22 protein-coding genes are annotated in these 19,195 nt (G+C 71.5%); 16 read left to right on the top strand and 6 right to left on the bottom strand.

Annotated features, from left to right (window positions below; genetic code table 11):
- Nucleotides 1–33: 33 nt before the first annotated feature.
- Both C4V41_RS46125 and C4V41_RS46120 read right to left on the bottom strand, forming a co-directional pair.
- Nucleotides 34–1,008, bottom strand: coding sequence for a LacI family DNA-binding transcriptional regulator (locus tag C4V41_RS46125; RefSeq protein WP_103962382.1), 975 nt, complete (start codon nt 1,006–1,008; stop codon nt 34–36).
- A gap of 345 nt (nt 1,009–1,353) precedes the next feature.
- Nucleotides 1,354–1,899 (bottom strand): MFS transporter, encoded by a 546-nt coding sequence (locus tag C4V41_RS46120; protein WP_103962381.1) that lies wholly within the window; start codon nt 1,897–1,899, stop codon nt 1,354–1,356.
- Nucleotides 1,900–1,968: 69 nt separating this feature from the next.
- Between C4V41_RS46120 and C4V41_RS46115 the strand changes: the two genes are divergently transcribed.
- On the top strand, nt 1,969–2,424 hold the full coding sequence (locus tag C4V41_RS46115) for a helix-turn-helix domain-containing protein (RefSeq protein WP_160150628.1): 456 nt from the start codon (nt 1,969–1,971) through the stop codon (nt 2,422–2,424).
- 1 nt (nt 2,425) lies between these two features.
- Here C4V41_RS46115 and C4V41_RS46110 read toward each other — a convergent pair whose 3' ends face one another.
- Nucleotides 2,426–3,445 carry an aminotransferase class V-fold PLP-dependent enzyme gene (locus C4V41_RS46110; protein ID WP_103962379.1) on the bottom strand — a complete coding sequence of 340 codons (1,020 nt, stop codon included), beginning with the start codon at nt 3,443–3,445 and terminating at the stop codon, nt 2,426–2,428.
- A 99-nt stretch (nt 3,446–3,544) separates the two neighbouring features.
- Between C4V41_RS46110 and C4V41_RS46105 the strand changes: the two genes are divergently transcribed.
- The 8 genes from C4V41_RS46105 (at nt 3,545) to C4V41_RS46070 (ending at nt 11,437) form a co-directional block, all read left to right on the top strand.
- Nucleotides 3,545–4,279, top strand: a complete 735-nt coding sequence (locus C4V41_RS46105; protein ID WP_103962378.1) for a GntR family transcriptional regulator — start codon at nt 3,545–3,547, stop codon at nt 4,277–4,279.
- Nucleotides 4,280–4,360: 81 nt separating this feature from the next.
- The gene (solA, locus tag C4V41_RS46100) at nt 4,361–5,476 is read left to right on the top strand and encodes an N-methyl-L-tryptophan oxidase (protein ID WP_103962377.1); all 1,116 of its coding nucleotides are present in this window, start codon (nt 4,361–4,363) and stop codon (nt 5,474–5,476) included.
- On the top strand, nt 5,473–6,525 hold the full coding sequence (locus tag C4V41_RS46095; RefSeq protein WP_103962376.1) for an ABC transporter substrate-binding protein: 1,053 nt from the start codon (nt 5,473–5,475) through the stop codon (nt 6,523–6,525). The genes solA and C4V41_RS46095 overlap by 4 nt, the downstream gene beginning before the upstream one ends.
- Nucleotides 6,522–7,553: an ABC transporter substrate-binding protein gene (locus C4V41_RS46090; RefSeq protein ID WP_103962375.1), complete on the top strand. Its 1,032-nt coding sequence runs from the start codon at nt 6,522–6,524 to the stop codon at nt 7,551–7,553. The genes C4V41_RS46095 and C4V41_RS46090 overlap by 4 nt, the downstream gene beginning before the upstream one ends.
- Nucleotides 7,550–8,644, top strand: coding sequence for an ABC transporter ATP-binding protein (locus C4V41_RS46085; protein ID WP_200824689.1), 1,095 nt, complete (start codon nt 7,550–7,552; stop codon nt 8,642–8,644). The genes C4V41_RS46090 and C4V41_RS46085 overlap by 4 nt, the downstream gene beginning before the upstream one ends.
- Nucleotides 8,608–9,480: an ABC transporter permease gene (locus tag C4V41_RS46080; protein ID WP_103962374.1), complete on the top strand. Its 873-nt coding sequence runs from the start codon at nt 8,608–8,610 to the stop codon at nt 9,478–9,480. Before C4V41_RS46085 ends, C4V41_RS46080 begins: the two co-directional genes overlap by 37 nt.
- A complete protein-coding gene (locus tag C4V41_RS46075; protein WP_103962373.1) occupies nt 9,477–10,283 on the top strand; it encodes an ABC transporter permease in 807 nt (268 codons plus the stop codon). The genes C4V41_RS46080 and C4V41_RS46075 overlap by 4 nt, the downstream gene beginning before the upstream one ends.
- Nucleotides 10,284–10,294: 11 nt before the next feature.
- Complete coding sequence (locus tag C4V41_RS46070) at nt 10,295–11,437, top strand: NAD(P)/FAD-dependent oxidoreductase (protein WP_103962372.1); 1,143 nt, start codon at nt 10,295–10,297, stop codon at nt 11,435–11,437.
- Nucleotide 11,438: 1 nt separating this feature from the next.
- Here C4V41_RS46070 and C4V41_RS46065 read toward each other — a convergent pair whose 3' ends face one another.
- Nucleotides 11,439–12,047 carry a chemotaxis protein CheB gene (locus C4V41_RS46065; RefSeq protein ID WP_103962371.1) on the bottom strand — a complete coding sequence of 203 codons (609 nt, stop codon included), beginning with the start codon at nt 12,045–12,047 and terminating at the stop codon, nt 11,439–11,441.
- 91 nt (nt 12,048–12,138) lie between these two features.
- Between C4V41_RS46065 and rph the strand changes: the two genes are divergently transcribed.
- The 7 genes from rph to C4V41_RS46030 all read left to right on the top strand — a co-directional run bounded on the left by rph (nt 12,139) and on the right by C4V41_RS46030 (nt 17,960).
- The gene (gene rph, locus C4V41_RS46060) at nt 12,139–14,760 is read left to right on the top strand and encodes a rifamycin-inactivating phosphotransferase (protein ID WP_103962370.1); all 2,622 of its coding nucleotides are present in this window, start codon (nt 12,139–12,141) and stop codon (nt 14,758–14,760) included.
- Between the two features lie 84 nt (nt 14,761–14,844).
- Nucleotides 14,845–15,603 carry a 2,3-dihydro-2,3-dihydroxybenzoate dehydrogenase gene (gene dhbA, locus C4V41_RS46055; RefSeq protein WP_103962369.1) on the top strand — a complete coding sequence of 253 codons (759 nt, stop codon included), beginning with the start codon at nt 14,845–14,847 and terminating at the stop codon, nt 15,601–15,603.
- A gap of 15 nt (nt 15,604–15,618) precedes the next feature.
- Nucleotides 15,619–16,065 (top strand): hypothetical protein, encoded by a 447-nt coding sequence (locus tag C4V41_RS46050; protein WP_103962368.1) that lies wholly within the window; start codon nt 15,619–15,621, stop codon nt 16,063–16,065.
- Complete coding sequence (locus C4V41_RS46045) at nt 16,058–16,282, top strand: phosphopantetheine-binding protein (protein WP_103962367.1); 225 nt, start codon at nt 16,058–16,060, stop codon at nt 16,280–16,282. The genes C4V41_RS46050 and C4V41_RS46045 overlap by 8 nt, the downstream gene beginning before the upstream one ends.
- A gap of 51 nt (nt 16,283–16,333) precedes the next feature.
- Entirely contained in the window at nt 16,334–16,810 is a 477-nt protein-coding gene (locus C4V41_RS46040; RefSeq protein WP_103962366.1) for a condensation domain-containing protein, read from the top strand.
- Nucleotides 16,807–16,986 carry an MbtH family protein gene (locus C4V41_RS46035; protein ID WP_103962365.1) on the top strand — a complete coding sequence of 60 codons (180 nt, stop codon included), beginning with the start codon at nt 16,807–16,809 and terminating at the stop codon, nt 16,984–16,986. Before C4V41_RS46040 ends, C4V41_RS46035 begins: the two co-directional genes overlap by 4 nt.
- Nucleotides 16,987–17,063: 77 nt before the next feature.
- Complete coding sequence (locus C4V41_RS46030) at nt 17,064–17,960, top strand: siderophore-interacting protein (RefSeq protein ID WP_200824688.1); 897 nt, start codon at nt 17,064–17,066, stop codon at nt 17,958–17,960.
- A 101-nt stretch (nt 17,961–18,061) separates the two neighbouring features.
- On the opposite strand, the gene C4V41_RS46025 is transcribed toward C4V41_RS46030, so the two are convergent.
- Both C4V41_RS46025 and C4V41_RS46020 read right to left on the bottom strand, forming a co-directional pair.
- The gene (locus C4V41_RS46025; RefSeq protein WP_103962364.1) at nt 18,062–18,565 is read right to left on the bottom strand and encodes a signal peptidase II; all 504 of its coding nucleotides are present in this window, start codon (nt 18,563–18,565) and stop codon (nt 18,062–18,064) included.
- Between the two features lie 107 nt (nt 18,566–18,672).
- Nucleotides 18,673–19,083: a YybH family protein gene (locus tag C4V41_RS46020; RefSeq protein WP_103962363.1), complete on the bottom strand. Its 411-nt coding sequence runs from the start codon at nt 19,081–19,083 to the stop codon at nt 18,673–18,675.
- Between the last annotated feature and the right edge of the window lie 112 nt (nt 19,084–19,195).

Here is a 19,195-nt window from a genome sequence, read left to right as displayed (position 1 = left end):
GAAGGGAAGTCATGGTGACGTGCGAAAACGGGTCTAGCGGGTGCTGCTCTGGCGGGGGCGCAGCTCGGCCGGCAGGACCACCGTGGCCGCCTTGGCGGCCGGGGTGGCGATGCGGTCGACCAGGAGGCGGGCGGCCATGCGGCCCAGCTCGTACGTCGGCTGCGCCACCGTCGTGAGCGACGGCCGGACGAGGTCGGCCCAGGGGATCTCGTCGAAACCGACCAGCCCCATCTCCCTGGGCACCTCCACCCCCTGGTCGGCCAGGCACCGCAGCGCCCCCACCGTCATCAGGTTGTTGGCCACGAAGACCGCGTCAGGACGCTCGGGAGAGGACAGCAGCGCCGCCATGGCGTCGTAACCGCCCTGCTCGCGGTAGTCCGTGCGCAGCACGACCGGCTCCCCGGGCAACGCCTCCGTGTAGCCGCGCAGTCGCAGGTCGGCGGTGCTGACGCCCTCGGGCCCCGTGATGCACGCGATCCGCTCGAACCCCGCCTCGACCAGGTGCCGGGTGGCCGTGCGCGCGCCGGCCTCGTTGTCGGCCACGACCGTGTCGACCTCGCCGCGCGGCAGCTCGCGATCGATGGCGACGACCGGGATGGGCGAGTCGAGCAGGGTCTTGGCCGCCTTGACGCTCCCCGCGGAGGCGATGATCACCCCGGCCATCTGCTCGCTCAGCGCCGCCGCGACGTAGGTCTCCTCCTTGGCCGGATTCTCGTCGCTGTTGCACAGCACGACCGAGTAGCCGGCCTGCTGGGCGACGTCCTCGATGCCGCGGACCGTGGCGGTGAAGAACGGGTTACCGATGTCGGAGATGATCACGGCCCACAGCGTTGTACGGCTGCGCCGCAGGTTGCGGGCCACCGCGTTGGGCCGGTAGCCCAGCTCGCGGACGGCCGTCAGCACGCGGGCGACCATGGCCGGATCGACGGTCCGGGCGCCGTTGAGCACCCGGGACACGGTGGCCGCGGAGACACCCGCTTCACGGGCTACATCGTAGATCGTCGTCATCGCACCAACTTTCTACCATCGACAGGGCGTACCCTAGCGCCGGATCCCTCTGTGCGGGGAATCGGTTTCCCAGCAAGATCACTATCCCATACTTCCGAATTTCTCGAAATATGGCCTTTTAGCTGGTGAATCCATCACGGAAACCCTGACGAATCGAGTCTTGACGGCTGTCAGTCGACGCTTGTACGTTGAGCCAGAAATCGATTGCTAACGGCGCTTCTCTCTTCACCCCCACCCTCATGGACTCCTGACCGCCGCGCGCTCAGGAGCCGCCAGCACCGCCAGGAGAAGTTATGTATCCGATCGTGCGACGATCCCTGGGCGCGGGGCTGGCCACCCTGCTCATCACGGCCATGACGGCCGTCCCCGTGACAGCGGCCGCCTCCCCGCCCCCCGGTTCCTTCTTCTCGACGGTCCAGATCGACGCGGCCGCCTCGGTCGGCGCGCCGGCCGCCGGCGACAACCGCAACCACGGCGACCCGCGCTGGTGAGCATGGGGCCGATGCCGACCACGGCGGGGATGTGGGCCTGGGCGGCCGGCCGGAAGAGAACCGTGGCCGTGCCCTGGCCGAGCGCCGCCAGGTAGACGAGCCAGATCGTCTCAGGGGTACGGGCGAAGAGCACGACGGAGATCGCGGCCGCGTACACCAGATCGGTGGCGATCATCAGGCGGCGGCGATCCCACCGGTCGGCCAGGACTCCGGCGTACGGCCCCAGCAGCAGCGACGGCAGATGCTCGAAGGCCAGCGTGACACCGGTGGCCAGGACGGACCCGGTGACCGCGTAGACCTGGGCGGGAATGGCGACGACGAGCAGGCTCATGCCGAGCCCGGCGACCGCCCGCGCCACCCACAGATACCGGAAATCACGGACACGCAGCGCCTGCCACATCGTCTCTCTCCGAGTCGACTATTCCGAGGAAATAGAAACGGTGGTGAGATATTCTGTCAAGATATGGGCGTGGATCCTCTGGACCTGGGCCGCCGGCTGCGCGGCAGGAGGGCCGCCCTGGGCCGTACCGCGGCCTCGGTGGCCGCCGACGCCGGCCTGTCGGTCCCGTACGTCGCCAACCTGGAGAACGGCCGTGGCAACCCCACCGTCTCGGCCCTCGACCGGCTGGCCGACGCCCTCGGCACCCGGCTGGTGATCACCCTCGCCGGCCAGGACACGGACCTGCCCGGCCCGCCGGCCACGCCGTCGCCGTCGCTGCTGGAGTTCACGCGCGGGCGCCGCTTCCGCCGGGAGGCCGGTGTCATGGCGGCCCAGTTGGGCGAGGACGAGGACACGGTCCGCGTCACGCTCGTCACCGCCCTGGCCGCCGTCGCCGCCCCCCTGCGGCGGGACCTGCGCGAAGGCGACTGGCAGCGGCTGCTGGACGCCCTGGTCCTGGTCCTCGGGCATCCCGCCGGGGAGTGAGTCAGCCCGTCAGCACGTCGAGCGCCCGATCGACGTCGTCGGTGGTGGTGTAGATGTGGAAGCTGGCCCGCACCCTGCCCGCCCGGACGGCCGCCCGGATGCCGGCCGCCTCCAGGCGCTCGCCGGGCGCGTCCACGGAGACGATCGCGGTGTCCGAGGGCTCCAGCCCGAGCCCGGCCCTGAACCGGTTGGCGAGGGCGACATTGTGCTCGCGGATCCGCTCGACGCCGATCTCGCCGAGCAGTTCGAGCGCGGGGGCGGCCCCGACGTAGCAGAACCAGGCCGGCGACAGGTCGAAGGCGCGGGCGTCGTCCGCCAGGCGCAGCGGCGGGCCGTAGTAGGAGCCGCCCTCGTCGGCCCCGGCGTACCAGTTGGCGGCCAGCGGGCGCATGCGCTCCCGCACGCGCGGCGACAGGTAGCCGAACGCGGCGCCGCGCGGCGCCATGAGCCACTTGTACGCCGCACAGGCCAGCACGTCCACGCCCTCGACGCCGACCGGCAGCCACCCGCACGCCTGCGACCCGTCGGCGATCACCAGCGCGCCGTGCTCCCGGGCGGCGGCCACGATGTCCTGGAGCGGCGCGACGTACCCCGTGGCCGACTGCACCAGGCTGAAGGCCACGGCGGCGGTGTCACCGTCGATGGCCTCGGCCACCCGGTCGGCGGGCACCGTCCGCACGTCGGCGGCCACGGCCCAGGGGAACAGGTTGCTGGTGAACTCGATCTCCGGCACGACGACCTTGCCGCGCGGCGGAAGGGCCGTGGCCACGGTGGACATGATCTGCGACAGCGAGGCGCCGACGGACACGTCGGCGACCGGCGCGCCGATGAGCCGGGCGAAGGCGGCGCGGGAGCGTCCCACGGAGGCGTCCCACGGTTTCCAGTCACTGCTGCCGTGCCGCCATTCGGTCAGAACGGCCTGCAGCTCTTCGAAGGCGGGGCGCGGCGGAAGGCCGTAGGAGGCGGTGTTGAGCCAGCCCGGAGCGGCGTCCCAGAGCTTGGCCGCCGTGGCGATGTCCATGGGGCCACCCTAGAAGAGCAGCCTCTCACAGGACGAACGCCGTTAAGTTATGTGTAATCCTCTATTGACATAACTAATCCCCCCAACGAGTATTTTGGCATGTCAGAACGTGACCACTTGCTCCATGTGCAGATCCGCAGGGCGCTGGAGGCACGTATCCGAAGTGGCCAGTGGGGCCCGGGCACCCGGATCCCCACCGAGGTCGAGCTCTGCCAGGAGTTCGAGGTCTCGCGCATCACCGTGCAGCGGGCTCTGCGCGACCTCGCCGACGCCGGGCTCATCGTACGCTTCCGCAAACGCGGCAGTTTCGTCGCCCAGGCCATCGGCCAGCACAACCTCCTGCGCTTCACCGGCCTGCTGATCCAGGGCCCGGAGACGCACGGAGACCACCTGGTCGTCTCGGCTCAGGTGCTGCCGGCGAGCACGGCGCGGCTGCGGCTGCCGGGCCTGCCGGACGAGGAGGCGGTCGTCCAGATGGAGCGCCACAAGCTGCGCCCGGACGGCCACGTGATGAACACCGAGCTGCACGTGCTGCCCTTCCGGCTGGCGCCCGACCTGCTCGACCAGCCCTTAGAACCCCTGACCACCCACGCCTACCTCCGTGACCGCGGGGTCGAACTGGTCCGGGCCAGGCTCTACGTGGAGCCGTACACCCTGACCGGGGCCGAGGCGGAGGCGTTCGGCCTCCAGGCGGGCGCGCCCGTCTTCCGCTGGACGCGCGAGACCTGGACCCGCCGCGGCGAGATCGCCGAGATCCTCGAAATGATCGTCCCGCCCGGCTCCGAGCGCTTCTACGTCGAGACCGACCTGAGCGGTTCCTCCGACCACAGCTGAACCACCTTTCACGCCCCGCGTGGCTCCGGCATGCCCCGACGCCGCGCGGTGATCCCGCCATGCCCTTTTGAGGAGCGATCCATGACCTCTGTCGCCGTCGTCGGCACCGGCGCCGTCGGCTCGATGGCCCTGTGGCGGCTGGCCGAGCGCGGTATCCCCGCCGTCGGCTTCGACGCCTACGCGCCCGGCCACGACCGGGGCGCGGCGGGCGGCGAGTCGCGGATCTTCCGCACCGCCTACAAGGAGGGCCCCGAGTACGTACCCCTGCTGCGCGAGGTCCGCGACCTGTGGTCGGAGCTGGAACGAGCCGCGGGACGCCGCCTGTTCACCCCCGTGGGCGGCGTCACGGTCGGCCCGCGCGAGCACCCCAAGATCCAGGCGGTGCTGGCCGCCGCCCGCGCCCACGACCTGCCCGTCGAGACCCTGACCGGCAAGGCCGCGCAGGACCGGGCGCCCGAGCATCCGCTGCGCGAGGGCGAGGTCATGGTGGCCGACCCCGGCGCCGGCTACCTGCGGCCCGAGCCCGCGGTGGTCGCCGCCGCGGCCGCGGCCGAGCGCAAGGGCGCCCGCATCGCCCGCTACACCCCGGTGACGGAGGTACGCCAGGACGCCACCGGCGTCACGGTCGTCACCGGCGACGGCGAGCAGCGGTTCACCCACGCGGTCCTGGCCCCGGGACCGTGGGCGCGGACGCTGCTGCCCGAGGCGCCCATCGTCGCCAAGGCCATCACCTCGACCTGGTTCCCGCGCCGGGACGAGGCCCTGTTCGATCCGGAGCGGTGCCCGATCGCCATCCGGGTCGGCGAGCCCGCCTACTCCTGCTTCCCGTCGGTGGACGGCACGGGCGTCAAGGTCAACCTGCACGTCCCGTGGCGGGAGATCGACTCGCCCGACGCGCTGACCCGCAGCGTCCCGGTCGCGTACGTGGAGCAGGTCGCGCGGGCGGTCGCCGCCACCCTGCCGGGCCTGGGCCCCGACCCGGTGCGCGTGGCCACCTACGCCGACGCCTTCACCCCCGACGGTCACGGCCTGCTCGGCAGGCAGGGCCGTACCGTGCTGGCGGCCGCGTTCAGCGGCCACGGCTTCAAGCTCGCCCCCGTCTTCGGCGACATCGTCGCCGACCTGGTCGAGAGCGGCGCGACCACGCGCGGCATCGGCCATCTAGCCCCGAATCGCCCCCTTCGGAGGTCGCCATGACACCCAGAACGCTGACCGCCGGGCTCCTCGCCATGGCCCTCACCCTGACCGCCTGCGGCGCGCCCACGCCGTCCGCGGCTCCCGACACGCTGGTCATCGCCGGGTACGGCGGCTCGTACGAGGAGGCGTTCAAGCAGTCGGTCATCCCCGACTTCGAGAAGTCCTGCTCCTGCAAGGTCACCTACATCGCGGGCAGCTCCACCGACACGGTCGCCAAGCTCAAGGCCCAGCAGGGCGCCCCGCAGATCGACGTCGCCCTCATCGACGACGGCGTGCAGAACCAGGCCGTCCAGGCGGGCCTGCTGGCCAAGCTCGACCCGAAGACGGTCACGAACCTCCCGAACGTCATCGACATCGCCCGCCTGCCCGACGACGTCGGCGTCGGCTTCTCGCTCAACGCCACCGGCATCGCCTACAACACCGACTACTACGCCAAGAACGGCCTGCCCGCGCCCAAGAAGCTGGCCGACCTGGAGAACGCCAAGCTCAAGGGCAAGCTGGTGATGCCGTCCATCACGCAGACCTACGGCCTGGGCGCCCTGCTCATCGCCGCCAAGGTCGGTGGCGGGTCCGAGCAGCGGATCGACCCCGGGTTCGCGGGCGTCAAGAAGGTCGCGGCCAACGCCGTCACGTTCGACACCACGGCCGACGTGTCCAACTACTTCCTGCAAGGGCAGGCCGTGGCCACGGTGTGGGGCAACTCGCGGGTCCAGATGCTGGCCAAGAAGGGCTTCCCGATCGAGTTCGTCTACCCCGAGGAGGGCGCGCTGCCGCTGGTCGCCACCGTCAACGTGGTGAACAAGGCGCCGCACGCGGACCTGGCGCAGAAGTTCGTCAACAAGCTGCTGGAGCCGGCGGCGCAGAAGGCCATGGCCGAGTCGAACTTCAACGGCCCGACGGTCAAGGGCGTCACGCTCGACCCCGCGCTCGCCAGTCTGGTCGTCGGCCAGGACCGGGCCGCGGACCTGCGCAAACTCGACTGGGCCGTGATCAACAAGAACCGTTCCGCGTGGACGGACCGCTGGAACAAGGAGATCGAGACCTCATGACAAGGCTGCTCGCCGCGGCGCTGGCCCTCATCGGCCTGACGGCCTGCGCCCCGCCCAGCCCGGCCGCCTCGCCGGGCAAGCTCGTGGTGGCGGGATATGGAGGCTCCTACCAGGAGGCCTTCGAGCAGGCGGTGCTGCCCGCGTTCGAGAAGACGTGCGGCTGCGAGGTCACCTACATCGCCGGCAGCTCCACCGACACGGTCGCCAAGCTGAAGGCGCAGCAGGCCGCGCCGCAGATCGACGTCGCCCTCATCGACGACGGGCCGCAGGCCCAGGCGGTGCAGGCCGGGCTGCTGGCCAAGATCGACCCGGCCGCCGTCACCCGCCTGGCGAAGGTGGAGAAGGTCGCCCGGCTCCCCGGCGACGTCGGCGTCGGCTTCGCGCTGACCGCGACGGGGCTCGCCTACAACAGCGAGTGGTACGCCAAGAACGGACTGCCCGCTCCCACGAAGCTGTCCGACCTGGCCGACCCGAAGCTCAAGGGCAAGGTCGTGCTGCCGTCGATCACCAACACCTACGGCGTGGGCGCCCTGATGCTGGCCGCCCGCGAAGGGGACGGCTCGGTCGAGGCGGGCTTCGCCGGCGTGAAGAAGGTCGCGGCCAACGCCTTCACCTTCGACACCACGGCCGACGTGTCCAACTACTTCCTGCAGGGGCAGGCGGTCGCGTCGGTGTGGGGCGGCTCCCGGGTGGAGACGCTGGCCGACAAGGACTTCCCGATCAAGTTCGTGTATCCGGAGAAGGGCGCCATCCCGCTGCTGGCCACCGCGAACGTCGTCGACAAGGCGCCGCATCCCGACCTGGCGCAGAAGTTCGTCAACGCCCTGCTGGAGCCCGGCATCCAGCGGAAGCTGGCCGCCGAGGGCTACGACGGGCCGACGGTCTCCGACGCCGCGCTCGACGCGGCGCTGGCCGGGCGGGTGGTCGGCCCGGAGCAGGCGGCCGGGATGACGCCCCTGGACTGGAAGGACGTCAACGGCAACCGGGCCGCGTGGACCGACCGTTGGACGAAGGAGGTCGAGCAGTGACGAGTACCACGGAGACGCCGGTGGAGACCGCCGTACGGCGCGGGCGGCTGCGCCTGGACGGCGTGCGCAAGGTCCTGGGCGGCAAGGAGGTGGTCTCCGCCGTGGACCTGGAGACCGAGCCGGGCGAGTTCCTCACCCTGCTCGGGCCCTCAGGCTGCGGCAAGACGACCACGCTCAACATGGTCGCCGGCCACCTGACCGCCGACGGCGGGCTGATCGAGGTGGACGGCCGCGACATCACCGCGATTCCGCCGCACCGCCGCTCGATGGGCATGGTCTTCCAGTCCTACGCCCTGTTCCCGCACATGACGATCGCCGACAACGTGGCGTTCGGGCTGCGCATGCGCAAGGTCGCGGCCTCACGGCGCAAGAAGCGGGTGGCCGAGGTGCTGGAGATGGTGGGCCTGGACGGCATGTCCGAGCGCCACCCCCGGCAGTTGTCGGGTGGCCAGCAGCAGCGCGCCGCCCTGGCCAGGGCGCTGGTCATCGAGCCCGACCTGCTGCTGCTCGACGAGCCGTTCTCCAACCTGGACGCCCAGCTCCGGGTACGCCTGCGCGACGAGGTCGCCTCCCTGCAGCGCCGCATCGGCACCACGACCATCCTGGTCACCCACGACCAGGAGGAGGCCCTGGCGGTCTCCGACCGGATCGCGGTCATGGCCGACGGCGTCATCCACCAGCTCGACCGGCCCCAGGAGATCTACCTGCGGCCCGCCACGGACTTCGTGGCCCAGTTCATCGGCGAGGTCAACGCCCTGGACGGCACCGCCGCGGGCCCGGTGGCCGGCGGGTACGCCTGCACGGTGGCGGGTGCGACCGTGGCCGCCACCCCGGCGGGCGAACCTCCGGCCGAGGGCGCGGCCGTGCGGCTGTACGTGCGGCCGGAGGTCGTGCGGATCCGTACCGGCGGCGACGGGCTGCCCGGCACCGTGCGGGACACCCGCTTCCTGGGCTCGCGCATCCGCTGCGTGGTCGCCACGGAGGCGGGCACGGTGACGGCGGCGCTGCCGTTCGACGCCCAGGTGCCCGCGACGGGGGAGGAGGTGACCTGCTCATGGCGGCCGTCGGACGCCTCGCTGGCAACCCGCTGAGCCGGCCCCGCTGGCGCACCGGCCTGCTGCTGGCGCTGCCCGCCATCGTGATCTTCGCGCTGCTGTTCGTGGCGCCGCTGTTCACGCTGGTGGCCAACAGCTTCAGGACGCAGACCGGCGCGTTCACGCTGGACAACTATGTGCGTTTCCTGGGCGACCCGTTCTACCGGGACGTCCTGTGGAACACGCTCAAGGTCGCCGGCATGACCACGATCGGCTGCCTGCTCGTCGGCTATCCGTTCGCTCTCTACATGCGGGGCCGCTCGGCCCGCGTGCGCAACTGGCTGGCGCTGCTCCTGCTGTCGCCGCTGCTGATCAGCATGGTCATCCGGGCGTACGGGTGGCTGGTGGTGCTCGGGCCCAACGGTCCCGTCGCCGCCGTCTTCGAGTGGTTCGGGCTCACCGCGCCGCAACTGCTCTACAACGACACGGCCGTGCTCATCGGCATGGTGCACGTCATGCTGGCGTACATGGTGCTGCCGCTCATGGGCAGCCTGGACCGCATCGACCCGACGCTCGTGCCGGCCGCCAAGGGGCTGGGCGCGCCGGGCTGGACCTGCTTCTGGCGGATCACGCTGCCGCTGTCGGCGCCGGGCATGCTGGCCGGGGCCATGATCGTGTTCAGCCTGACCGCGTCCAGCTTCGTCACCCCGGCGATTCTCGGCGGGCCGAAGGTGAAGCTCATGCCGTACTTCGTGTACACGCAGGCCACGACCACGCTCGACTGGCCGTACGCGGCCGCGATCGGTTTCGTGCTCGTGGTCGTGACGACCGGGCTGCTGCTCGGCTACGCGCGGCTGCTGCGCCGCGGCAACGGGGATGTGGTGTTCGGATGACGCGCCTGACCCGCCTGCTCGGCGGCGCCTTCGCGGTGCTCGTGGGGCTGTTCCTGATCGCGCCGGTCGCGGTCACGGTGGCCTCGTCGCTCACCACGACCTCGTACGTGTCGTTCCCGCCGAAGGGGATCACGCTGCGCTGGTACGCCGAGGTGTTCCAGAAGCCGGAGTTCCTGTCGTCGTTCGCGCTGAGCGCCCTGGTGGCGCTGGCGGCGGCGGCGATCTCGGCGGTGGTGGGGCTGGCCGGCGGGCTGGCCATCCACCGCTACCGTTTTCCCGGCCGGGGCGCGCTGGAGGCGGTGCTGTCCAGCGCGTTCGCGGTGCCCACGATCGTGCTCGGCATCGGCCTGCTGCAGTGGTTCGCGCAGATGGGGCTGGCGTCGAGCCCGTTCACGCTGCTGCTGGCCCACCTGGTGCTGACGGTGCCGTACGCGGTGCGGCTGGTCCTGGCCGGGCTGGCGGGGCTGGACCGCGCGGCGGAGAAGGCCGCGGCCGGGCTGGGGGCGGCGCCGTTCATGGTGTTCTGGCACGTCACGCTGCCGGCCGTGCGCGGCGCGCTGATCGGCGGCGCGTTCTTCGCGTTCATCACCTCCTTCGACGACCTGACGGTGGCGCTGTTCGTGGTCACGACCGACCTGCAGACGCTGCCCGTGCGGATCTTCAACTACATGCAGTACGACTACGACCCCACGGTCACCGCCATCGGCACGCTGATGGTGCTGTTCGCCGTGGTCTCCGTGGTCGTCATCGAGCGTTTCGTCGGCGTCGCCAAGCTGTTCGGCGCCGACCAGGACAACAAGTGAGAGGAGCCACTGTGCGAGTCGTCGTCATCGGTGCGGGGGTGGTCGGAGCCGCGGTCGCGGCGGGGCTCACCCGGCGCGGCGCGCAGGTCACGGTCCTGGAGGCGGGCGTCCCGGGAGCCGGTACGACGTCCACCTCGGTCGCGTGGATCAACGCCAACAACAAGATCCCCAGGGAGTACTTCGACCTCAACCACGCGGCCGTCTGGGCGCACCACCAGCTCCCCGGCGACTGGTTCTTCCCCACCGGCAACCTCGAATGCGCGGTCACCGACGAGCACAAGGAGCTGCTGGAGGCCCGCGTCGAGCGGCTGCTCGGCACCGGCTACCCGGTCGAGCGCGTCACCGCCCGGCGGGCGCTGGCGCTGGAGCCCGACCTGGTGCCGCCGCCCCCGGGCACCGAGTACGTGTTCTTCCCCGGCGAGGCGTACGTCCAGCCGCTGCGCCTGCTCGGCCGGCTGCTCGGCGAGGCGCGCGACGGCGGCGCCACGCTGGAGATCGGCGCCGAGGTGACCGCGATCGAGACGTCGTCGTCGGGCGCGAAGGTGACGGTGGCCGACGGGCGCACGTTCGCCGGCGACGTGGTGATCACCTGCACCGGCCGCTGGACCGAGCAGGTCGCCGCGCTGGCCGGCGCGACGGTGCCGATGCTGGACCCGGCCGTGTCCGGCACGGTCACCAACGGCTTCCTGGTCACCACGGCCCCGGTGCCCGCGCGGCTGTCGCGCGTGCTCACCACGGCCGCGCTCAACCTGCGCCCCGACGGCGGCGGGCGGATCCTGCTGCAGTCGCTGCCCCTGGACGGCTTGGCCGACCCGGCCCACCCGGTGCCCGGCGAGGTCCTGACCGAGATGCTGGCCCTGCTGCCCGGCGTGCTGCGCGCCACCGAGGGCGCCACGGTGGAGCGGGCCGTCGTGGGCATGCGGGCGATGCCCGGCGACGGGCTCACGGTGGCCGGCTTCGCGGACGCGGAGCGGCGGGTCTACACCGTCGCCACGCACAGCGGCGTCACGCTGGCCCCCCTGCTGATGGAGGAGGTGGCGGGCGAGGTCTTCGGCGAGGAGTCGTCGTTGCTGGCCCCGTTCCGCCCGTCGCGCTTCACCGACGGCACCGCCCGCCCCGCCCCCGTCCCGGCCCGCCGCCCCGGCCAGCAGTGACTCAGGGAACGCGCTGGAGCACCAGTTCGCGGAGCAGGGAAGCCACCCGGCCGAGCGCCACCACGTGGTCGACGGTCTCGCCCCGGACGATGCACGCCTGAGGCATGCCGAAATAGATGCTCGTGGCCGCGTCGGTGGTGATGACGGTGCCGCCGAGGCGGTGCACGGCCGCCGCCCCGGTCGATCCGTCGGTGCCGGTGCCCGACAGCACGACGGCGATGGTGTCGGGCCCCGCCACCGCGGCCAGGGTGGCCAGCAGCAGGTCCGCGGAGGGCCGGCAGGGCGGGATCGGCCCCGACGGGACCAGGGCGAGACGGCGGTCGCCGGTCACGAGCAGATGATGGGCCGCGACCGCGACCGCGACCCGGCCGGGCGCCAGCGCCTGCCCGTCGCGGGCCGCCGCGACGGGCAGCTTCGTGTACGTGCCCAGGACCTCGGGCAGCCGGCTCTCGTGGTCCGGCGAGAGATGCTGGAGCACGAGGACCGCGGCGGCCAGGCCGGGCGGCAGCTCCGCCAGCACCGTGCCGGTGGCGGCGAGCCCCCCGGCCGAGGACACGATCGCGATGACCGGGCACGTGACGAGCCGCCCGGCACCTGGTGTGGTGACCACCTACAACCCATCCCCCGGGGGAGGGGCATGTAAGCATTAGGATACAGTACAGATCTGTATCATAATTGTCTCAGGCAGACGGGATTCCGCCATGGGTGCATACGTGCTCGGCTTCCACGACATCGACAAGACGCAACTCGCCCAGGTCGGCGGCAAGGGCGCCAATCTCGGCGAGCTGTCCTCGGTCGAGGGGGTCCGCGTGCCGCCCGGCTTCTGTGTCACGACCGAGGCGTACCGTGCGGTCGTCGAGGCCGACGCCACGGTCGCCGCGCTGATCGACGGGCTGGCCGGGCTGCGGGCCGACGACCGCGCGGGCATCGCCGAGGCGTGCGCCCGGCTGCGCGCGGCCGTCGAGGCCCAGCCCGTGCCCGCCGAGGTCGAGGGAGACATCCTGGGCCACCTGGCCGAGCTCGGCGACGGGCCCTGCGCGGTCCGCTCCAGCGCCACCGCCGAGGACCTGCCGTCGAGCTCGTTCGCGGGGCAGCAGGACACCTACCTGAACGTCCGGGGCGAGCGGGCGGTGCTGGAGAGCGTACGGCGATGCTGGGCGTCGCTGTTCACCGACCGCGCGGTCACCTACCGCATCAGGAACGGCTTCGACCACGGCGCGGTGCACGTGGCCGTGGTCGTCCAGCGGATGGTCTTCCCCGAGGCGGCGGGCATCATGTTCACCGCCGACCCCGTCACGTGCAACCGGAAGGTGGTCTCGATCGACGCCGGCTTCGGGCTGGGCGAGGCGTTCGTGTCCGGACTGGCCAACGCCGACAACTACCGCGTCAGGTCGGGCGACATCATCACCAGGAACATCGTCACCCAGACCAAGGAGCTGCGCCCGTCACGGGACGGCGGCACGGAGGAGCACGACGTCGCGCCCGCCAGGCGGCACGTGCAGACCCTCACCGACGAGCAGATCCTGCGCCTCGAAACGCTCGGCCGCCGCATCGAGCGCCACTTCGGCCGCCCCCAGGACATCGAGTGGGGCCTGGCCGGCGGGGACTTCCAGGTGCTGCAGAGCCGGCCGATCACCACGCTCTACCCGGTGCCGGAGGCCGGAGACGACAAGAACCACGTCTACATGTCCTACGGGCACCGCCAGATGATGACCGACGCCTTCAAGCCCCTCGGCCTGTCGTTCTTCGCCCTCCTGCACGACCGGCTGGGCCGCTCGGCGGGCACGGTGACCGGGGGCCGCTTCTACAAGGACATGTCGGCCGAGCTGTCCTCCCCGATGGCCCGCGCCGTCACCCTCAAGAGCCTCGGCCAGGTCGACGTGCTCATGGCCAACGCGCTGCGTACCGTGCTGACCAGGAAGGACTTCGCCCGCGGCCTCGCCCGCGGCAAGACCTCGATCCTCGCCTTCGGCGAGGGCGGGGTGCTGCCGATGGTCCGCCAGTACCTGAGCATGGCCCGGCGCGACGACGCGGACGTCGTGCCGCAACTGATCGCGGAGAACGAGGCGACGGTCGAACGGCTCCGGCGGGGGATCGCGGGCAGGTCGGGCGACGAGCTGTTCCAGTACATCCTGGACGACCACGACGTGCTGGCCGCGCTCACCTTCGACCCGCGCAGCGTGGCGGCGGCCTTCGTCGGCATCCAGTCGGTGAACTGGGTCAACAAGCACATGAAGGCATGGCTCGGCGTCGAGAACGCCGCCGACTCCATCGCCCAGTCCGCCGACCACAACGTCGTCGCCGCGATGGGCCTGTCCCTGCTCGACGTGGCCGACGTGATCCGCCCGTTCCCTGAGGTCGTCCGGCACCTCGAAACGGTCGGCCGCGACACGCTGCTGCCCGGGCTCGACCTCCTCGAAGGCGGCCCGCGGGCGCGGCGCGCCCTTGAGGGCTATCTGGCCGAGTACGGGATGCACTGCTCGGGCGACATCGACATCACCAGGACGCGGTGGAGCGAGGACCCGACCCTGCTCGTCCCCCTCCTGCTGGCCAACGTCAGGAACCTGGAGCCGGGGGAGAGCGCCCGCAAGGCGGGACGGGGCCGCGCGGAGGCCGAGCGCATGATCGCCGACCTGCTGGACCGCCTGAAGGGGAGCCCGCGCAAGGCCCGCAAGGCGGCCCGCCAGATGAGCCTGGTGCGCCACTTCATCGGCTACCGCGAATACTCCAAGCACGCCCTGCTGCAGCGGTACGAGCTGTACAAGCGCGCGCTGATGGCCGAGGCGGACCGGCTGGCCGGGAACGGGGTGATCGAGCGGGCCGAGGACGTGCACTTCCTGTCGCTGGAGGAGTTCAGGGAGGTGGTGCGGACCGGCCGCGCCGACCGGGCCCTGATCGAGCGGCGGCGGGCGGAGTTCGAGGAGTACGGCAAGCTCACGCCGCCGCGCGTCATCACCTCGGAGGGCGAGGTGATCTCCGGCGAGTACGACACCGGCGCCCTGCCGGAGGGGGCGCTGGCCGGGATCGCGGTGTCGTCGGGCGTCGTGGAGGGCCGGGCGCGGATCGTGCGCAGCATGCGCGACGCCGCCGTCGAGGAGGGCGACATCCTGGTCACGGTGTTCACCGATCCGAGCTGGTCGCCACTGTTCGTGTCGGTGAAGGGGGTGGTGATGGAGGTCGGCGGCGTGATGACGCACGGCGCCGTGGTGGCCAGGGAGTACGGGCTGCCGGCCGTCGTCGGTGTCCAGAACGCCACCCAGGTGATCGAGGAGGGCCGCCGGATCCGGGTCAACGGCACCGAAGGGTATGTCGAGCTCCTTTGATGACACTCTCTTGACAGATGCTGACTTTACGATCAAATTAGGCAAGGTTTACCTAACTTAACCACTTAGGGAGGACTTGCCGCAATGGAGGGGATCGAAGGCAGGATCGCCTTGGTGACCGGCGCGGCCCAGGGGATCGGAGCGACCGTGTGCTCCGCCCTGGCCGACGCCGGAGCCAAGGTCGCCGCCGCCGATTTGCGGGCCGGTGCCGTGGCGGCCGGTGTGGTGCCGTACCGCATGGACGTGCGCGATCCCCAGGACGTCGAGGACGTCGTCGCCGCCGTGGAGCGGAACCTCGGGCCCATCGGCCTGCTCGTCAACATCGCCGGCGTGCTGCTGCCCGGCTCGGTGGACGAGACCGACGCCGACCGCTGGCGCCAGAGCTTCGCCGTCAACGCCGACGGCGTCTTCCACGTCTCCCGCGCCGTCGCGCGCCGGATGGCGCCGCGCGGGCAGGGCGCCATCGTCACCGTCGGCTCCAACGCCGCCTCCGTGCCGCGCGTCGGCATGGCCGCCTACGCCGCCTCCAAGGCCGCGGCCCGCATGTTCACCCGCTGCCTCGGCCTCGAAGTGGCCGGGCACGGCATCAGATGCAACGTCGTCTCCCCAGGATCGACCGACACCGCCATGCTGCGGGCGCTCTGGGCGGGCACCGACCCCGACGAGGCGCTCTCCGCCACCCTCGCCGGCGACCCCGGCGCCTTCCGCGTCGGCATCCCGCTCGGCCGGGTGGCCGACCCCGCCGACATCGCCGACGCGGTCCTGTTCCTCTGCTCGGAGCGGGCCAGGCACATCACCATGCACGTCCTCCTCGTGGACGGCGGCGCGACCCTCCGCGCCTGACCAGATTGGACGTACATGCATCTGCTGACAACCGCGGCGGATCCGCTGGCGGGCTACGACCGCGCGGCCTCGGTGCTGTTCGCCTCGCCCCACGGCACGCTGCTCACCCAGGGGGTGCGCGGGGTGGCCGGGGGCGAGCTGGGCACCCTGGCCGGGCGGTTGGACGGGCCGGCCGCCGGGGCGATCGGGTTCGACGGCACGGCGCACCTGATCAGGCCCGAGTCCGAGACCTGGACGCAGCCGATCCAGCCGGGCGGCCGGCCGCTGCGCAGCGGCGGCTGGTGGAGCAGGCGGATCCCGGTGCCCGCCGACTACGTCGCGGCGGTGCGGAAGGTCCTGGACGAGCTGGGTGCGGGCCGGCTGGCCAAGGTGGTGCTGGCCAGGACCGCCGAACGGTGCGCGGTCACCACCACGACCACCCGCCTCAGCCGGGCGCTGTCCAGGGCGGTGGCCGGTGTCTGACTCCGCCTCGGCCGAGAGACTGCGCGCGCAGATCGCCGAACTCCTGGACGTCGAGCCGGGCGAACTCGGCCTCCACGACGACCTGGTGGAGGCCGGGCTCGACTCGATCCGGGTGATGACGCTGATCGAGCACTGGCAGCGGGAGGGGCACCGGATCGGGTTCGCCGACCTGCTGGAAAAGCCGACCATCGCGGCCTGGGCGGAGCTGTTCGCCTGACATGACCGCCCTTCCCTCTTCAGGACCCGGGACTCTCACAGGAAACGCCCGATGACCACACCACCTGCTGGGCCGCTCATGCCTCTTACCGGGGCGCAGGCCGGGATCTGGTTCGCCCAGCGGCTCGACCCCGCCAACCCCGTCTACAACACCGCCGGCCGCGTCGACCTCCGGGGCCCGCTCGACGCGGCCGTGTTCGAGCGGGCGCTGGCGCGCTGCCTGGCCGAGGCCGAGCCGCTGCGGCTGCGCTTCACCGAGGAGCCCGCCCAGTACCTGCGCGAGTACGACTCCCTGCGCGGCTCCCTGACCGTGCTCGACCTGCGCGGCGAGGCCGACCCTGAGGCCGCGGCGGACGCCTGGATGCGCGCCGACCTGCGTACCCCGGTTGCCGAGGCCTGGCGGCCGTACGTGGGTGGGGTGATCGAGACGCATGACGTTGCCTGCGGGCACAAGGGCATGATCCGGCCGGGGCCGATGGCCGAGATCGGTGCGATGGTCGCGGCCCGTCTTCAGGAGCCGACCTCGTGAATCCCTTCGACGACCCGAAAGGCGAGTTCCTCGTCCTGGCCAACGACGAGGAGCAGCCGTCCATCTGGCCCTCCCTCAGCGTCGTGCCCGACGGGTGGTCGGTGCGGTTTGGCCCGGACGTCCGGGCGGCGTGCCTGGCCTATGTCGCCGCCTGTTGGACGGACCTGCGTCCATGAAGCCCGTCACCCACACTGCGGCGAATCTACAGTGTAAAGGCGCTGGCTTCGGTCGGCCTTCCGGAACTGGAGCCTGAATGGCACGCAGCAACCTGACCACCACCAGGATCAAGCCGCAGACCTCCGAACTGCTCATCCTCCACGTCCTGCGCACCCAACGCCTGTCGCCGCACTTCATTCGCGTCACCCTGGGCGGCGGTGACATCGGACGCTTCGTGCCCATGGGCTACGACCAGTGGTTCCGCCTCTTCTTGCCCGTCTCCAAGGATTCGCTGACGCGCCTGCCGCCCAAGCTCACCGCCCTGAGCTATGCCAAGATCCTGACGATGCCGAAGGCGTCCCGGCCGGTGCTGCGCAACTACTCGGTACGGGCGTACCGTCCGGAAGGCCCCGAACTGGACGTGGACTTCGTCCTGCACGGCTCGGCCGCCGACGGCCCTGCTGCCACCTGGGCTGAGACGTGCGTGCCCGGTGACAGCGTGGGGATCATCGACGAGGGCATCGGCTTCAACCCGCCGTCCGGGACGCGACGGGTCGTGCTGGCGGCCGACGAGAGTGGACTGCCGGCACTGGCGGGCATCTTGGCCTCCCTGCCGCCGGCCACCGAGGGGCACGCGCTCGTTGAGATCCCCTCTCTGGAGGACCGGCAGTCGCTCGATGCGCCTGAGGGGGTGGAGGTGACCTGGCTCGCCCGCGACCACCGCAATGCTCGTGGCGATCGCGGTGCCCGTGACGATCGTGATGACCGCAGCGCCTCTGACGACCGTGATGACCGCAGTGCCCCCGACGCCCACGCCGCCGCCCCTGGTGCGCTGGTGCTGGCGGCTGCGCAGGAGATTCCCTTTCCGGCCGAGTCGTGCTACGGCTGGGTGGTGGGGGAGTCGGCGTTGCCCACGGCGTTGCGCCGGCACTGGGTGCGTAACGGCGTGCCGAAGGAGCGCATCATGTTCTGTGGCTACTGGCGCAGGCGCTGACGAGTGACCTTGGGTTCCCCACGGACGGCGAGGGTGGGCTCGGCTCGCTGGACGACCATCGTCGCCAAGGTGGCGACGTGCGGGAACGGGCAGGCAGGTGGTCAGGGCTGGGAGCCTGGGGCGTCCGGCACCTTTCCGAGGGGGACGCCCCGGGCGGTGAGCAGGACGAGGAGGACGCAGCTTCCGCTGAGGGCGATGTCGGCGACGTTGCCCACGAACAGGCCGCCGTAGTCGATGAAGTCGACGACATGCCCTTGGGCGAAGGACGGCGGGCGGAAGAGGCGGTCGAGCAGGTGGGAGGTGGCGCCGCCGAGCAGCGCGCCGAACGCGACCGTCCAGGCCATGGAGGCCGTCGTACACAGCCGGCGCCCCGCGTACAGGATGCCGCCCACCGCGGCGGCCGCCGCAAGGGTGAACACCCACGTCGCGCCGGCGCCGATCGAGAACGCGGCGCCGGCGTTGTACAGCAGCCGGAATTCGAGCAGTTGCGGGATCACCGCGATGCGTTCCCCGCCCGAGAGCACCGAGGTCGCCCAGAACTTGGACGACTGGTCCACGAGGAGGACCAGCGCGGCCAGCGCGAGCATCCACCCGTACCGCCGCATTCCTGGCACCGCTGGCTCTACGACCGACACTCTCAACCCCCCGCAATCCACGACGATTCCGCCTCAAATCTAGCGGGCTGACCCGGGTTCGTACGGCTCGATGGCCGTCACGGCTGCCAGGTGCCGTGCGGGTTGTCGATGACGTAGCGCCACTGGCCGTCGGCGCCGCGCCGGGCCACGTCGGTGGCCGTGCCGCTCATGTCGATCTCGGTGCCGTCGGTGGCGGTGCCGCGCATCGACCAGTCGACGATGAGCAGGGCGATGTCGCCGGAGACGTACACGTGGCGCGGGCGGGCCTTGATCGGCAGGCCGAAGCTCTGCATGTGCCGGTTGGCGGCGATCCGGGCGGGCCCGGTGACGGGATGGCCGGGCACGGGCACCAGGACGGCGTCGTCTTCATAGATGTGCTCGATGGAGCGGGAGTCGCCTGAGTTCATGGCCGCGACGAAGCGGGCGGCCGGACCGTCAGGGTCGCCGGCGAGGACCGTACGAGATTGTGAAATGTCATGACTGTTCATGACCTATTGATCATATCACGTTCCAAGATCACCTCGCGTGGATTGCGCCGTGGGTGAAGGGCTTCCGCTGTCGGCGATGACGGGGTGTGCCGGGCTGCCGGTGGAGGGAGGG

The sequence above is a fragment of the Nonomuraea solani genome, from assembly GCF_900108335.1.
Taxonomy (GTDB): Bacteria; Actinomycetota; Actinomycetes; order Streptosporangiales; family Streptosporangiaceae; genus Nonomuraea; species Nonomuraea solani.
Note: the sequence above shows the minus strand (reverse complement) of the source record. Positions and strands in the feature narration are given on the sequence as shown.